Raw genomic sequence first — 16005 nt, forward strand, 5'->3', positions numbered from 1 at the left:
CACGGTTACTTTAACGGTGGTGGATGTCAATGGCAATAGCAGTTCAGCAACGGCAATGGTCACGGTAAATGATGTCACTGCGGCGCAAGTTATCACCCAAAACATAAGTATTGATCTCGATGCCAATGGCAACGCCAGTATTGTTCCTGCAGATGTGGACAACGGTTCCAATGACGCCTGCGGTATTGCAAGCATGACGGTTGTTCCAAACACCTTTGATTGTTCCAATATCGGTGCCAACACGGTTACCTTAACGGTGGTGGATGTGAATGGCAATAGCAGTTCAGCAACGGCAACGGTCACGGTAAATGATGTAACTCCGGCACAGGTCATTACTCAAAATATCAGTGTGGATCTCGATGCCAATGGCAACGCCAGTATTGTTCCTGCAGATGTGGACAACGGTTCCAACGATGCCTGCGGTATTGCAAGTATGACGGTTGTTCCAAACACCTTTGATTGTTCCAATATCGGTGTCAATACGGTTACTTTAACGGTGGTGGATGTCAATGGCAATAGCAGTTCAGCAACGGCAGTGGTTTCTATTTCGGATAACACTGACCCAGTCATTGTTTGTGCAGCAGATGCCACAAGAGGTACCGATTTAGGTGAATGCACTTATACTATTCAAGGAAATGAGTTTGATGCTACTTTTACAGATAATTGTAACTCGAGTGTTATTACCAACAGTATCAATGGGACAGCAAGCTTAGCGGGTGAAGTCTTTGTGCAAGGAGCTACTGTAGTCACATGGATTGTTGACGATGGCCATGGACAAACAGCATCCTGTACAACTACGATAACCGTTGAAGATAATGAAGCGCCAATTGTGGACTGTATCAACATTCAAGTCCTATTGGATGCCTCAGGCAATGGAAGTATCACAATAGCAGATATTAATAATAATTCTACCGATAATTGTGGTATTGCTAGTGTCACTTTATCACAGAATAGTTTTGATTGTTCTGATATTGGCGGGGACTTAGATGAACTGATCATTTCAGAATATATTGATGGTGCTGGAAATAATGACTGTATAGAAATTTATAATGGTACAGGCAACCCAATTAATCTTTATGCTGAAGGCTATACGCTTAGGTTCTATTACAACGGCAGCACATCCTATACTCAAGTCCCATTATTGGGTACTGTTGCAGACAGAGAAGTGTATGTTATTTGTAATCCATTTGGTCCAGGAGCCATGCAGGCCGATCAAACCGGGAATTTCGGTTTTGATGGCAATGATGCGATCGCTCTGAATAAAGCAGGGAACGCTATTGATGTTATTGGTCAAATTGGTGTGAATCCAGGAACAGGATGGACCGTAGGTTCCAATTCGACTGCGGGGACTACGTTGGTCAGAAATAAGGATGTCTTATACGGCAATATCAATGATATTTCAGGTATTGGTTCAGAATGGACGCAATATGCTCAAAATACAACCTCTTATTTAGGAGTTCATGAGATTGAAATTGCTGATCTAGCTAAGAATATCATTTTAACGGTAACGGATACCAGTGGCAACGTTTCTACATGTGAAGCTAATGTAACGGTAATTGACCATGTTGCGCCAGTAGCATTGTGCCAAAGTGTAACCATTCAACTGGATGCCAATGGCATGGCAAGTGTGAGCGCTTCTCAAGTTGATAATGGCTCCAATGATGCCTGTGGTATTGCAAGTTTGGTTCTGGATAAAACCGATTTCACCTGTGTAAATCTGGGCGATAACACCGTCACCTTAACGGTAACCGACAATAATGGGAATACATCAAGTTGTGAGGCTACCATAACGGTTGAAGACAAAATTCATCCGACCGTGATGACTCAAGATCTGACCATTCAGTTAGATGTTAATGGCAGTGCAAGTATTGCACCATCAGAAATAGACAATGGTTCTTTCGATAATTGTGGCCTTGCAACACAAACCGTCACACCAAATACGTTTGATTGCTCAAATATTGGCGCCAATACAGTAACGTTAAGTGTAACGGATACCAGTGGCAATGTTTCTACAGGAACTGCTACTGTAACTGTTGAAGATAAGATAGCACCAATAGCGATTTGTAAGAACATCACTGTTGAATTGGATATTAACGGTGTAGCTACCATTACCGGAGCTGATGTTGATAACGGTTCTAATGATGCCTGTGGAATAGCATCATTAGAAGTATCACCTTCCGTATTTGGATGTGCTGATATTGGTACCAATGAAGTTACTTTAACCGTAACCGATAATAACGGTAATGTCTCTACATGCAATGCGACCGTAACGGTAACAGGTATTATTCCAGTGGTCACGATTTCACAAGGTCCACTTCCTGAGTTTTGTCAAGGTGCCGTACTCGTGTTAACTGCAGAAAGTGATGAGGATTTTGGATATTTATGGACAACGGGTGAAACAACCCAATCTATAGAAATATCTGGAAATGGCACCTATGGTGTTACCGTAACTTCATTAACCAATTGCTCAACCGAAGCTGAAATTACAGTAACAGGCTTTAACGCAGGAGCACTAGTGTCTTCATACACTATTATAGCATCTGAAAAAGCGGAGTTAAGGAATAATGTAATTGTGCAAACTGGTGGTGTTGGAGTGACAGGAGTTAATGGGGAGATAAAACTAGATAAAGCAAGTCATATTGTTGGTTTGGGACAAGCTCGTAAGATTGAAATCAAACAAGGGTCTTCAGTAGGTACCTCAGTAATTCAAGCTGCCAACCCAACGATCCCTGCCTTTGTTTACAATGCCTATTCAACTTCTAACAGTCCTGATGTTCGCGTGAGTAACAATCAAACAGTAACGTTATCAGGTGGCATTTACAATAAGGTTGAAGTAGATGATAATGCGACAGTTATTTTTACAGCACCAAACGTTTATATCAATGAATTGAAAACCAAAAAACGTGCAACAATAGAATTTAATGGTTGCACCAATATGTTCCTTAACAAAGAATTTAAACTCGATGAAAACGGCATGTTTAATTCAAATGGATTTATGGTTACTGTGTATGTTAATGAAATCTTTGAAGTTAAGAAAGGTTCTCGCTTTACAGGTCGTGTGCACACCAATAATCATGACATAAAAGTTGAAGGTCATATTAGCAGTACTACTTATATGACTGGGATGTTTATTGGTAAGAAGGTTGACGCTGATAGAAATGTGGTTTGGAATGCTGATCAGAACTGTGAACCATGTCCAATTGCATCGCCACTGAATAATGGCGGATCAGAACCAAATTCTAACTATACCATCATTGCATTTGATGAAGTCCATTTGCATGGAGACAATATTGTGCAAACTGGTGGTGTAGGTGTGACCAGGCATAACAAGAAGATCAAACTGCACAACAATTCCCATATAACGGAATTTGCTAAAGCATCACAAATTCAAGTAAATGGAGGAAGTTCTATAGGTACGCGTATACATTCACCTGCAGAACCAATCATTCCATTGTTTGTTAAAAACGTGTATTCCAATAGCAATAGTCCGAATGCCACGATCAACAGCGGGCAAACGGTGACGTTAACAGGTGGTGTTTATGATAAAGTGGATGTGAAAGGAGGGGCCACGGTTATTTTTGCCCAATCAAATGTGTATATTAATGAGTTGAAAACTAGCAAACATGCTACTATTAAATTCTCAGGATGCACCAACGTTCTCATCAAAAAGGAGTTGAAGTTAGATGACCATGTTGTGATCAATCCAGAGGGCCATAAAGTCATCTTCTATGTTGATGGTGCTGTGGAAATTGGTAAAGGCTCAGTGGTTACCGCCAGTATTTATGCTTACAATGATGAGATTAAGATTGATGGTAGCAGTTCAAATCCGGTGAGCATGAAAGGATTGTTTATAGCTAAAAAAGTGCATGCCAATGAGGACGTGATTTGGAACAAAGATACCTCAGGAAGTCCTTGCACTGTCGGAGCACCAACCGCTCAAGCTTTCGTAACTCCTGAAGTTGGGAATAGGAGCATAGAGCTCATATCCGTTAAGGCGTGGCCAAATCCATCAGATACAGTGTTCAATTTAAAATTGATAACTGAGAATCAATCGGATATCGTGTCTATTGCTGTATTTGATTCCAACAATAAACTGGTGCACACAAATACATTCCAACCAGAAGCTGTCTATCAATTTGGTAACGAGCTCGAGAGTGGCGTTTATGTCGTAAAAGTTACGCAAGCAGGTAGTAATGCCTATACAAGAGTCATCAAGTTCTAATGCTTGCAGAGTCATTTAATAACCAAAGCCCTTCATTAGTGAAGGGCTTTTTAATGGTATCAAGTTTAGCGTTTTTATATTTAAGCGCGTGGTTGTTGTAAATCAGTTTTTGTCTTCTGTCTGTTCTAAGTCAGAAGGAATTAATAGTATTATGTTTTCTTTAGAATTGATGAACTGATTGTAGCGCATAAGGCAAAAAAAAGACAACTAGCATATTGGTTTGATTTGTGGTAACTAAAATTAAATGGATATACAGAATTGCTTTTTTTAAATTAGACTTTCTCCTATCTTCTTGATAAAGTTTCTAATATGAATCTCCTGCTAAATATTCAAGCCTGTCGTCATACTTTTTATATTTTTTTGAGTTATCATAATATTCTATACAATGTGAATACAACTTAAACTTATGATATAATGTTCCTATATACCCGTTTAATGTCCATGAGCTGTATTGCTAGCAATAACGAGCCTGTCAAAGATCCGTTCTCCAAAATACCTGCAAGTAAGCTTGTACTTCCTGTATCCAGATCTTCAAGAATGGTGCTTTCCGCCATTATCATGACATTTGACTCTGTCTTCTCCTTTGGCCAGATTTCTGTGTTTTGTGCGCTTCCTGTGGAGCTTCAATGGTAAAGTAGTCCTCATCCATTTCTATCATCCCTTCCAAACTATATCGATCATCACATTGCCCAGAATGGCTCGTACCTTTTTTAAGCCCAGTTGACGCTGTATCTCTTTACTTGAAAATCCTTTTTTTGTTGTGCTTAACAGAAAAATGATCTTGTACCAGACCATGAATGACAGTTTTGAACTTTCCGTTTTGGTGCCGCTACGCAACGAGATCCTTGAGTTACAGGATATAAAAACTTATATTATATTCTCGATTTTATATGTTTTATCGGTGATGATAAGGTTCATTCCTTAAGATAGTAAAAGCACGATACAATTGTTCAATCATGAACAAACGGATCATTTGATGGGAAAAGGTCATTTTAGATAAGGATATTTTGCCATGTGCTTTATCATGAACTTCTGAAGAAAATCCGTAAGGTCCGCCAATCACAAAGACCAACTGCTTAATGCCAGAATTCATGTATTTTTGAAGTTGTTCCGAAAAAGCGACCGAATCATATTGCTTTCCGTTTTCGTCCATTAAAATGAGAAGGTCTGTATTGCTGAGTTTGGCGAGTATCAGTTCGCCTTCTTTTTGTTTTTGTTGCTCTTCGCTTAAATTCTTTACTTTTTTTAAATCAGGAATGATTTCAAATTCAAACTTGATGTAAAAACCTAAACGTTTTTGATAATCATCAATAAGCAGCTGTAATTGCGGATGGTCCGTTTTGCCAATGGCGAGAAGTTTTATTTGCATGGCGTAAAATTACAAATTTGTCGGGATATGGAATTTGGGATTTGAATTTGAATTGTTTCATTTTCAATTAGTATTTTTACGTAAAATATCCCAAAAATGATTTCACAAGAACAATTCAATAAAGAGATAGAGCTTATCATCGCCAATGCCGTTAGAGAAGATGTTGGAGATGGTGATCATAGTTCCTTGGCATGCATCCCCGTTTCGGCGCAAGGCAAAGCAAAATTGTTGGTGAAAGACAATGGAATTATTGCTGGCGTTGCATTTGCAAAACTTGTATTTCAGTATATCGACAAAAACTTGAAAGTAGAAACCTTAGTGGAAGACGGCGCTGAAGTGAACTATGGCGATATTGTGTTTTATGTAGAAGGTTCATCACAATCCATTCTTAAAGCAGAACGTTTGGTTTTGAATGGCATGCAACGGATGAGTGCTATTGCGACAAAAACAAAAACTTTTGTGGATTTATTGGAAGGTACGGGAACCAAAATTTTGGATACCAGAAAAACAACGCCAGGAATTAGAGCTTTAGAAAAATGGGCCGTTAAAATTGGAGGTGGCGAAAATCATCGATTTGCTTTGTATGATATGGTCATGCTCAAGGATAATCATATTGATTTTGCGGGTGGCATTACCAAAGCCATCACAAAAACCAAGGCTTATTTAAAAGAAAACAATCTGGATTTAAAAATTATAGTTGAAGCTAGAAATCTTGATGAAATCAAGGAAATCCTCAAAGCCGATGGTATTTACCGAATTCTGATTGATAATTTCAACTATGCAGATACTAAAACGGCGGTGGCTTTGATAGGCGACCAATGTTTGACAGAATCTTCGGGCGGCATCAATGAAGACACGGCACGGGAATATGCCTTGTGTGGCGTGAATTATATATCATCAGGTGCCTTGACCCATTCTGTATATAATATGGACTTAAGTTTAAAAGCTGTCTAAATGGCCGACGAACCGGATGTAAATATTGAGGATAAAATCGAGGATAATCTCGAGAAAATTCCCGTGTTAAAGTATTTCATCAAATTACTAAAAAGAATAAAACTGCCAGCTTTAGAGGGCTTGACCTTATATTACTTTTTAAGACTCTATGGCAAAGGAGTCATTAAAGGTGCAGTAACCAGTAGGGCAAGTGCGATTGCCTTTAGTTTTTTCACGGCAATATTTCCATTTTTGTTGTTCATTATTATCTTAATCCCTTATATTCCGGTTGCAGGATTTGAATATGAATTTAAAGGGTTTTTAAATTCGGTATTACCCCCGCAAACGTCCGATTTCTTTTTTGAGAATATTTTTCAGAATATTTATAAAGGAGGTAACGCTGGATTAATTTCAACTGTATTCCTATTATCTATTATTTTAATGGCGAATGGAATTAGCGCTCTTTTTTCGGGATTTGAAAGTTCATATCACCAGCAGCTCACGCGCAGTGTGGTCAAACAATATTTATATTCCATGTTTGTGGCACTTATTTTAACTTTATTATTGATCATTACGATCACCGTGATCGGATATTTCCAAATTTATGTCATCAATAGTGTTCTTTATTATATGGACAAACAAGGCTATGAAACCTATGATGAGGGATTATTTATGGTCGCTATTGCGAAGTATGTGTTTTTTGTATTTATGGTCTATATTGCAACGGCGACGATTTATTATTTTGGAACCCGAGAAGGTAAAGATTCGAAATTCTTTTCGGCAGGTGCTTTGTTGACAACCATATTGATTATTGTATTTTCGTATTTGTTTGGTATTTATGTTACTTATTTTTCAACCTATAATGAACTGTACGGTTCTATTGGAGCCTTATTGATTCTGTTATTTTACCTATGGTTGATTTCCAATATTTTATTGCTTGGCTTTGAACTTAATGCAACCATCAGGCTTTTGAAGAAATATAACCTTCAGAAAAAAAATCGTAAAAAACTTTCTTAATTTTCCTCATGCAATATTTTATAGATGTTATCCTTCCTGTTCCACTTGAAAAATTGTTCACCTACAGCATTACCCAAGCTGAATCTGAATTTTTGAAAGCAGGCATGCGGGTTGCTGTGCCATTTGGAAAAAGTAAAATTTATACAGGATTGGTCTTTGCTATTCATCAACAAAAACCAATGGCTTATGACGCCAAGGATATTCATCAAATATTGGATGATGAACCCATCATTACGCAAAACCAGTTGACGCATTGGCAATGGATTGCAGATTATTATCTGTGTACATTGGGTGATGTGCTCAGAGCAGCACTGCCCAATTCGTTTTTGTTGGAAAGTGAGACTGTCATCACTAAAAACAATGATAAGATCATCAATGATGCGGACTTGAAAGACGAGGAGTTTTTGGTGTATGAGGCACTTCATCATCAGTCGTCGTTAAAACTTCATGATTTGATCAATATTCTTGATAAGAAAAATGTATTTCCGGTTATCAATGCGTTGTTAGATAAAGAAGCGATTGTACTTCAGGAAGAGGTTTATGAAAAGTACAAGCCAAAATTGGTACGGTATGTCAAGCTCAATTCGCAATATTCGGAGCCGCAAAAACTACAACAACTGCTGGAGGAATTGAGCCGGGCACCCAAGCAAAGGGATGTGGTCATGACTTTGTTTTCGATTTCGGCACAAACAAAAAAGCCTGTAAAAGTTTCTGATTTATCCGATGCTAGTGAGGCATCTGCATCTATAATTAAAACTTTAATTGATAAAGAGGTTTTAGAAGAATACCATTTTCAGGAAGATCGCGTCGGCTATTCGGGAGATGCCAATGAAGCCTCTAAAAACTTAAACAGCCATCAGGAGAAAGCGCTTGAAGAAATCAAACAGTCCTTTGATAAATTCAATATTACCTTGCTTCATGGCGTAACTTCTTCTGGAAAAACGGAAGTTTATGTCAAGCTTATTGAGGAAGTTATCGCCAAAGGAAAACAAGTATTGTATTTGCTTCCTGAAATTGCTTTGACTACACAGCTCGTCAGTCGATTGGAAACGTATTTTGGTGGGAATGTGTCTGTTTACCATTCGAAATATTCGTCGCATGAACGCTTTGAACTTTGGAATAATGTGTTGCAAAACCAACCCAAAGCACAAATTGTTTTAGGTGCGCGTTCGTCGATTTTTTTACCATTCCAGAATTTAGGTTTGGTCATTATTGATGAAGAGCATGAAACTTCGTTTAAGCAATTTGATCCTGCGCCACGTTATCATGCCCGTGATGCTGCCATCGTATTGGCTTCTCTTTTCAAAAGTAAAACCCTGTTAGGATCGGCAACGCCAAGTTTGGAGAGTTACTATAATGTGAAGCAGGGAAAGTATGGTTTGGTAGAAATCATGCATCGATATAATGATGTACTGATGCCAGATATTGAGTTGGTCGATATTCAGGATAAGCACAAACGCAAACGGATGACCGGTCATTTTAGCGATCGATTGATCGAGGAAATGACGGCCGCTTTAAAGGAAGGGCATCAGATTATCTTGTTCCAAAACCGACGCGGATTTTCGCCCATTGTAGAGTGTACAACTTGTGGGCATTCGCCTCAGTGCCCTAATTGTGATGTGAGTTTGACCTATCATCAATATAAAAATGAGTTGCGTTGCCATTATTGTGGCTATTATACGGTCATGCTCAAAAATTGTATGGCTTGTGGTAGTGTGGAGTTGGATAATAAAGGTTTTGGTACGGAGCAAGTGCAGGAAGAAGCGCAAGAACTTTTTCCAGAGCATAAAGTAGCCCGAATGGACTTGGATACGACGCGAGGAAAATTTGGCTATGATCGGATCATCAATGCTTTTGAGCAAAAGGAAGTTGATATATTAGTAGGAACACAGATGTTGACCAAAGGGTTGGATTTCCGAAACGTGAAATTGGTTGGGATTATGAATGCTGATAATATGCTCAACTTTCCCGATTTTAGAGCGCATGAACGCAGTTTTCAATTGATGCTACAAGTATCAGGTAGGGCAGGGCGCACGGAGGAGAGAGGGAAAGTGTTGATCCAGACCTACAATCCGCATCACAGAATTTTACATCAGGTCTCTACCAATAATTATGAGGAGATGTATAAGGAGCAGATGGATGAGCGCCATAATTTTAAATATCCGCCCATTTACCGATTGATCAAGATTACTTTAAAGCACAAAGACTTTAATAAAGTGAATATTGGTGCCGAATGGTATGCGACTGGATTAAGACAAGTGTTCAGAAGCAATATTTTGGGGCCAGAATTTCCACCGATTTCAAGAATAAGGAATCAGTTTCATAAAAATATCCTGGTTAAAATTCCGCAGGAGCAATCCTTATCAAAAACAAAAAAAGCCATTGTTAAGATTAACAATAGCTTTTTGAGCATTAAAGAATTTAGGTCGGTTAGGGTTATTCTAAATGTCGATAATTACTAATGAAATAGAAATTTGGAACAAATTTCGTAATTGAATTAGTCCCGCTTTAGGGCGGGACCTCCCGATCCTATTATTTTTAATCGTTATAGAAATTTTGAACAAATTTCGTAATTGAATTAGTCCCGCTTTTGGGCCGGATTTCTTCTAGATCTTCAGATTTTATAAAATTACTAAAGACATTTTAAATTTTGTAATTGAGATCGTCCCATATTTTATTGGAACCATATCAAATTAGATGTTGTTTAAAGCATCCACAAGTTCTGTCTTTTTATTCCTGCTGAGCGGAATTTCATAAGCGCCAACCTCAACATTTTTACTATTAAAACGGTCTACCTTGTCCAAGTTGACAATGTATGATTTGTGAATCCTTAAAAATTTTCCTTCCGGTAATTCCTGTTCAAAGGCTTTCATGGTTGAGAGTACAACCAAGCTGTTCTCTTCCGTGACCAATTTAACATAGTCACCAAGGGCTTCAATCCATTTAATGTCCTTGATATAAACTTTACGCTTTTTAAGGTTGCTTTTAACGAAGATGTGCTCGCCATCTGCATCATTGAAATCGAGTTTCAATTTATGCAGCTCGACGGCTTTTTCTACAGCAACATTAAAACGTTCTCTGGTGATCGGTTTCTGTAAATAATCTGTAGCATCATAATTAAAGGCTTTAAACGCGTATTCCGTTTTACCAGTAACAAAAATAATTTGGGGTTTGTTGTTGAGGACGTCCAATAGCTCGAAACCATTAAGCACAGGCATTTCGATATCCAAAAAGATGAGGTCCACTTTATGGGTGTTTAAGCCGTTTTTTGTTTCTAAGGCACTAGAATATTCTGCAATAAGGTTAAGTGATGAATGATTTTCAATTAACTTTACAATCGATAAGCGTTGTATCGCAGAGTCATCAACTACTACACAGTTTAAAGTCATAACATTTCATGTATTAGGTTAAGATATCGACAATAGTACAAAAAATTCGGACAAAAACCAAATATCATCGGCAAACAGTGGAATTTAACATTTTTTTCACTAACCTATATTTAGGTTAAAAATACTTAATATTTTGTTGTGAGAACCATATATAATGGTTATTTTTGCAGACATTTTTAATCAATAAATTGAATTATATGAATCATTATGAAACTGTTTTCATCTTAAATCCCGTTTTATCTGAAACACAGATAAAGGAAACAGTAGAGAAATACGAAGATTTTCTTGTTTCTAGAGGAGCGAAGATGGTATCCAAAGAAGATTGGGGCTTAAAAAAATTAGCTTATCCAATCCAAAACAAAAAAAGTGGCTTTTACCACTTATTTGAGTACACTGTAGATGGTGAAGTGATCAATCCACTAGAAGTAGAGTTCAGACGTGATGAGCGTTTTATGCGTTACTTAACTGTGAAATTGGACAAGCATGCCATTTCTTGGGCTGAAAGAAGAAGAACTAAAATCAAACAAAAAGCGTAATTATGTCATCAATAGAACAACAAGCTAAAGGAAAAAAAGATGGTGAGATCAGATATCTGACCCCATTGAATATTGATACAAGCAAAACGAAAAAATACTGTCGTTTCCAAAAGTCTGGTATCAAGTATGTTGATTACAAAGACGCAGATTGGTTATTAGGTTTTGTTAACGAGCAAGGTAAATTGTTGCCAAGACGTTTAACAGGAACTTCATTAAAATATCAAAGAAAAGTATCTGTAGCGGTAAAAAGAGCGCGTCACCTTGCGTTGATGCCTTATGTAGCAGATTTATTAAAATAATAAAAACATAACTATGGAACTTATATTAAAACAAGACGTTGAAAATTTAGGATTTAAAGACGATGTTGTAACGGTAAAGAACGGTTATGGTAGAAATTTTTTAATTCCTCAAAAACAAGCGATAATGGCAACGGCTTCAGCTAAAAAAGTATTGGCTGAAAACTTAAAGCAACGCGCTTATAAAGAGAAACAAATTATTGCTGAAGCTCAAAAACAAGCGGATGCTATCAAAGCACTAGAAATTAAATTAACTTCTAAAGCTGCTGCTGGAGCAACTGCAGGTGACAAAATCTTTGGTTCTATTACCAATATCGATTTGGCTCAAGCATTGAGTAACGCAGGCATTTCAGTGGATAGAAAGTTTATCACTATTTCTGGTGGTAGTATCAAACGTTTAGGTCAATATGAAGCTGGAATCAGACTTCATAGAGATGTTACGATTGCTATGGCTTTTGAAGTGATTGCAGAAGCATAATTTTTAAGACACAATTTTTAAGAGCCTCAATCCTTTATTGGAATGAGGCTTTTTTCATAAAAATAGTTTTCAATGAAATACACAAGACTGAGTAAAGAGCAGTTTGAAGAACTGCACCAAGAATTCATTAATTTTTTAGCCACACAATCCATTACTGCAGATGAATGGGCAGATATTAAGGCTAATAAACCAGAAGTGGCCGAAGAGGAATTGGATGTGTTTAGCGATTTGGTATGGGAAGGCGTATTAAAAAAGGTAGAATATTTAGAACACATTTCCCCACAACAAATGCATTTGTTTCATTTAAAGGAAAAGGACATGCAGTTGATTGCCATCAAACTTAAGATGGATACCATCGATTTGACCACTACTGAAGGTTATGATTGGTTTAGAAACAATCTCCTATCTGATGATGTCGAATTTTTAACGGCGAATAAGGTCTATTCAGATGATAAAGCATTAGATAAGTTTAAACTTATCCAACAAGGTGGTGTGATTACAAAAGGCAATTTATATAAGTATTTTGAGAAGTTGGTAGGGAAATAAAGTTGGAAGCTTGAAGCACGGAGCATGAAGTGGTTTCTTCATTATTCGAGATTCAGAGTTCGGTATTCAATATTCAACAATTGCCAATACATTATTTATAAATTATTAAATAAAGCTGAGATCACGAATTATGTGGTTAGAAAAGCTGAGGATACAGGTTTGCTATTATTTTCATTATACTTCCAAATCAAAAAAACTCCTTCCTTTTTTAAGGGAATTTGTATACAAGTATTTTGAGAAGTTGGTAGGGAAATAAAGTTGGAAGCTTGAAGCACAGAGCATGAAGTGGTTACTTCATTATTCGAGATTCAGAGTTCGATATTCAATATTCAACAATATATATTATTTATAAATTATTAAATAAAGCTGTGATCACGGATCATTTGGTTAGAAAAGCTGAGGATACCATTATTTTATTAAACTTCAATATAAAAAACTTCTTTCCTTTTTTAAGGCAATTTATATATGTATTTTGAGAAGTTGGTGTTGGGGAAATAAAGTTGGAAGCTTGAAGCACGGAGCGTGAACTGTTTACTTCATTATTCGAGATTCAGAGAAATAAAGTTGGAAGCTTGAAGCACGGAGCAAGAAGTACATACCTCATTATTCAAGATTCGAAGTTCTTTATTCGATTTTCAAGGTCCTACAATGGTCAATAAATAATTAAAAAATATCTAAATCTAGTTGGATGTTATAAGCTTGAAAGACTAATTATGAGCTTAATAAAGTAGGCTTTTGGTTTGTGAGTATTTTAACTTCAAAATCAAAAAAACTCTTTCCCTTGGTCATTGAGCTTGTCGAAATGAAGGGAAGGTGGATTCAATTCCAGAAAAGGAATTGAAAACGGAAGGGTTGAAATCTAAATTCAAAATCTAAAAGCGCAGCGGTCTAAATTCTACCCTCTACTCTCTAAACAGTTCTACCCTCTACCGTCTACATACTACCCTCTATCTACTCATATCGCAACGACTCCACCGGGTCCAATTTAGCGGCCTTTACCGCAGGAAGCAACCCAGCAACCACGGCAACTATAAAAGCGATGGTAAACGCGCTAAACATCGCCAGCCATGGCGTTGAAAATTGGAACTTCGCCGCGGCAGAAACGCCATAGCCAATAAGGACGCCTAAAATAATGCCCAATATCCCACCCAATTGTCCAATAATAATGGCTTCCATAAAAAACTGTGTGGCTATGGTTTTATTTTTGGCTCCTAAAGCTTTGCGTACCCCAATTTCGCGTGTCCGTTCGGTCACCGAAACAAACAGAATATTCATTAACGCAATCGAAGAGCCTAGGATAGTAATCATACTGATGATCCATGCCGCCACATAAAGATAGCCTGTAATGGAACCAATTCGGTTGATCAAATCGTCACTACGCTCCAATCCAAAGTCATTTTCCTCAATAGGATTCAAGTTTCTAATATTTCTAAAGGTCAAAATAGCATCATCCTGTGCGCCTTCCAACATGTCCTTGTTATCCGTCTTAACACTCAAGCTGTAGTTGATATTCGGACTTGTAAATAAGGTTCTTGCTTTTTGAATGGGAATCATCATGCGTAAATCTTGATTATTTCCAAAACTGGAGCCTTTGGCCTTTAAAACCCCAATCACTTTAAATTTGGCACCTCTAACGCTAATGGTTTGTCCTATTGGGTTGACATCTTTTAAAATGGCTTTTGCCAAATCACTACCAATGACACAAAGGGAACTGCTGTTTTCGATATCAAAATAATTGAATTCCCGTCCTTCGCTTACTTCTAATCCTGAATTTTGAAGGTAATATTGATTAACCCCCAAAACCATGACTTCAGGATCGGTTTTTTTATTTTCGAACTTTACTTCAGCGGTTTGTGTGCCTACAAAGGAAACCGAAACTTGGGTAAAGGGGAACTTATATTTATCTTCAAAATCCTTGACATTTCGATAACTAATAATTGGATTGATCTTTTGAACCTCCTTGCCACTTTGACGTTGCGTATTAAATTCATAACGCTGAATGTTGAACGTATTGGCACCCATCGATGAGAAATCGCTGGAAATAGTATTCTCCAAAGCCGAAACTGCACTCAAAATCCCCACTAATGCCGTGATGCCAATGGCAATTATCAAAACGGTTAAAATGGTGCGGAGCAGTTGACTGCGAATGGAATTGAAGGCAATTCTAATATTCTCTCTAAATAATGAAAACATAAATGATGGGTGTTCTTGTTAAGGTTGAATGTCTATAGGACGACGAACAGTCACTAAAGTTACTATAAATTTGAAATATGAGTGTGATATTTTTTGTTTCCCGCAGATTTCGCTGATGCCCGCAGAAGTTATCCGCGTAAACCTCCGGGTTAAACAGAATGTTTATGGGAGTGGAATGTTTAAAAGGAAATTCCTGCCGTCGTAGGAATTTGCGAGATCGGCGGGAGAAAATATTCAAGAATTACATTTGATCTCTCTTTTGGTTTTATATTCTTTAAATTATAATATTTTTGCAAGAAGTAGAATATAAATTGAGATTCCCGTCGAAGTTTATCTTGAGCATTACTGAAATGAAAATATTTTTTCATTGAAAGTACCTTGTGACACAAGTCGAAAGACAGGAATTAAGACACTAATTTTAAAGAGATTCCCACCGTCGTGGGAAGTGAACATGGCAAAAAAACCAAGTATCCCAAAAGGGACGAGAGATTTCAATCCGGAAGAAGTTGCAAAACGCAACTATATTTTTAATACCATACGTCAGAATTTTGAACGTTTCGGATTTCAACCTATTGAAACCCCAAGCTTTGAAAATTCAGAAACCTTAATGGGTAAATATGGTGATGAAGGTGATCGTCTGATTTTTAAGATTTTGAATTCTGGTGACTTTTTAAGTAAAGCCGATCAAAAAGCTTACGAGACTAAAGATTCCAATAAGATAACCGCTTCTATTTCAGAAAAAGCACTCCGTTACGATCTTACAGTTCCATTTGCAAGATATGTGGTGCAACATCAAAACGAAATTGAATTTCCATTCAAGCGCTATCAAATCCAACCTGTTTGGAGGGCTGACCGTCCTCAGAAAGGCCGCTTTAGAGAGTTTTTTCAATGTGATGCTGATGTGGTAGGATCCACATCGTTATGGCAGGAAGTGGAATTTGTCCAATTATATGATGCGGTATTCACCGCCTTAAAATTGGAAGGCGTGACCATCAAAATCAATAACCGCAAAATTTTATCGGGAAT

Annotated in this window: 12 protein-coding genes and 1 pseudogene; 9 read left to right on the forward strand and 4 right to left on the reverse strand. The window is 37.4% G+C overall.

Annotation, left to right across the window (positions count from 1 at the left end; all coding sequences use genetic code 11):
- The coding region (locus ABIQ28_RS10110; RefSeq protein ID WP_348036872.1) for a lamin tail domain-containing protein at positions 1-4222 on the forward strand (4222 nt) is incomplete at its 5' end.
- A 515-nt stretch (positions 4223-4737) separates the two neighbouring features.
- Here the strand turns inward: ABIQ28_RS10110 and ABIQ28_RS10115 are convergent.
- A pseudogene (locus ABIQ28_RS10115) lies at positions 4738-5077 on the reverse strand (IS1595 family transposase); the annotation flags it as partial.
- Positions 5078-5117: 40 nt separating this feature from the next.
- Positions 5118-5591, reverse strand: a complete 474-nt coding sequence (rlmH, locus tag ABIQ28_RS10120; RefSeq protein WP_348036874.1) for a 23S rRNA (pseudouridine(1915)-N(3))-methyltransferase RlmH — start codon at positions 5589-5591, stop codon at positions 5118-5120.
- A gap of 96 nt (positions 5592-5687) precedes the next feature.
- On the opposite strand from rlmH, the gene nadC reads away from it, so the two are divergent.
- The 3 genes from nadC to priA are packed head-to-tail and all read left to right on the forward strand — an operon-like array spanning position 5688 to position 10003.
- The gene (gene nadC / locus ABIQ28_RS10125; protein WP_348036876.1) at positions 5688-6545 is read left to right on the forward strand and encodes a carboxylating nicotinate-nucleotide diphosphorylase; all 858 of its coding nucleotides are present in this window, start codon (positions 5688-5690) and stop codon (positions 6543-6545) included.
- Entirely contained in the window at positions 6546-7541 is a 996-nt protein-coding gene (locus ABIQ28_RS10130; protein ID WP_348036878.1) for a YihY/virulence factor BrkB family protein, read from the forward strand. It begins immediately after the preceding gene.
- Positions 7542-7549: 8 nt separating this feature from the next.
- The gene (gene priA / locus ABIQ28_RS10135) at positions 7550-10003 is read left to right on the forward strand and encodes a primosomal protein N' (protein WP_348036880.1); all 2454 of its coding nucleotides are present in this window, start codon (positions 7550-7552) and stop codon (positions 10001-10003) included.
- 231 nt (positions 10004-10234) lie between these two features.
- On the opposite strand, the gene ABIQ28_RS10140 is transcribed toward priA, so the two are convergent.
- Complete coding sequence (locus ABIQ28_RS10140; RefSeq protein ID WP_348036882.1) at positions 10235-10930, reverse strand: LytTR family DNA-binding domain-containing protein; 696 nt, start codon at positions 10928-10930, stop codon at positions 10235-10237.
- A gap of 197 nt (positions 10931-11127) precedes the next feature.
- Here ABIQ28_RS10140 and rpsF point away from each other — a divergent pair, with 197 nt between their 5' ends.
- The 4 genes from rpsF (at position 11128) to ABIQ28_RS10160 (ending at position 12786) form a co-directional block, all read left to right on the forward strand.
- Entirely contained in the window at positions 11128-11466 is a 339-nt protein-coding gene (gene rpsF / locus ABIQ28_RS10145; RefSeq protein WP_348036886.1) for a 30S ribosomal protein S6, read from the forward strand.
- A 2-nt stretch (positions 11467-11468) separates the two neighbouring features.
- Positions 11469-11765, forward strand: coding sequence for a 30S ribosomal protein S18 (gene rpsR / locus ABIQ28_RS10150; protein ID WP_027124835.1), 297 nt, complete (start codon positions 11469-11471; stop codon positions 11763-11765).
- Positions 11766-11778: 13 nt separating this feature from the next.
- Positions 11779-12240 carry a 50S ribosomal protein L9 gene (gene rplI / locus ABIQ28_RS10155; protein ID WP_348036889.1) on the forward strand — a complete coding sequence of 154 codons (462 nt, stop codon included), beginning with the start codon at positions 11779-11781 and terminating at the stop codon, positions 12238-12240.
- Positions 12241-12312: 72 nt separating this feature from the next.
- Positions 12313-12786 carry a DUF6495 family protein gene (locus ABIQ28_RS10160; protein WP_348036891.1) on the forward strand — a complete coding sequence of 158 codons (474 nt, stop codon included), beginning with the start codon at positions 12313-12315 and terminating at the stop codon, positions 12784-12786.
- A 951-nt stretch (positions 12787-13737) separates the two neighbouring features.
- Here ABIQ28_RS10160 and ABIQ28_RS10165 read toward each other — a convergent pair.
- Complete coding sequence (locus ABIQ28_RS10165) at positions 13738-14979, reverse strand: ABC transporter permease (protein WP_348036893.1); 1242 nt, start codon at positions 14977-14979, stop codon at positions 13738-13740.
- A gap of 451 nt (positions 14980-15430) precedes the next feature.
- Between ABIQ28_RS10165 and ABIQ28_RS10170 the strand changes: the two genes are divergently transcribed.
- Positions 15431-16005 (forward strand): ATP phosphoribosyltransferase regulatory subunit (locus ABIQ28_RS10170; protein ID WP_348036895.1); only part of this gene is annotated, 575 nt, incomplete at its 3' end.

The sequence above is a fragment of the Gelidibacter sp. genome (assembly GCF_039916245.1).
In the GTDB taxonomy this organism is placed as follows: Bacteria; Bacteroidota; Bacteroidia; order Flavobacteriales; family Flavobacteriaceae; genus Gelidibacter.

Bases quoted from the DNA above. Each gene is read 5' to 3' on its own strand.
- rlmH (WP_348036874.1), bottom strand. From the start codon at position 5,591: ATGCAAATAAAACTTCTCGCCATTGGCAAAACGGACCATCCGCAATTA.
- nadC (WP_348036876.1), top strand. From the start codon at position 5,688: ATGATTTCACAAGAACAATTCAATAAAGAGATAGAGCTTATCATCGCC.
- ABIQ28_RS10130 (WP_348036878.1), top strand. From the start codon at position 6,546: ATGGCCGACGAACCGGATGTAAATATTGAGGATAAAATCGAGGATAAT.
- priA (WP_348036880.1), top strand. From the start codon at position 7,550: ATGCAATATTTTATAGATGTTATCCTTCCTGTTCCACTTGAAAAATTG.
- ABIQ28_RS10140 (WP_348036882.1), bottom strand. From the start codon at position 10,930: ATGACTTTAAACTGTGTAGTAGTTGATGACTCTGCGATACAACGCTTA.
- rpsF (WP_348036886.1), top strand. From the start codon at position 11,128: ATGAATCATTATGAAACTGTTTTCATCTTAAATCCCGTTTTATCTGAA.
- rpsR (WP_027124835.1), top strand. From the start codon at position 11,469: ATGTCATCAATAGAACAACAAGCTAAAGGAAAAAAAGATGGTGAGATC.
- rplI (WP_348036889.1), top strand. From the start codon at position 11,779: ATGGAACTTATATTAAAACAAGACGTTGAAAATTTAGGATTTAAAGAC.
- ABIQ28_RS10160 (WP_348036891.1), top strand. From the start codon at position 12,313: ATGAAATACACAAGACTGAGTAAAGAGCAGTTTGAAGAACTGCACCAA.
- ABIQ28_RS10165 (WP_348036893.1), bottom strand. From the start codon at position 14,979: ATGTTTTCATTATTTAGAGAGAATATTAGAATTGCCTTCAATTCCATT.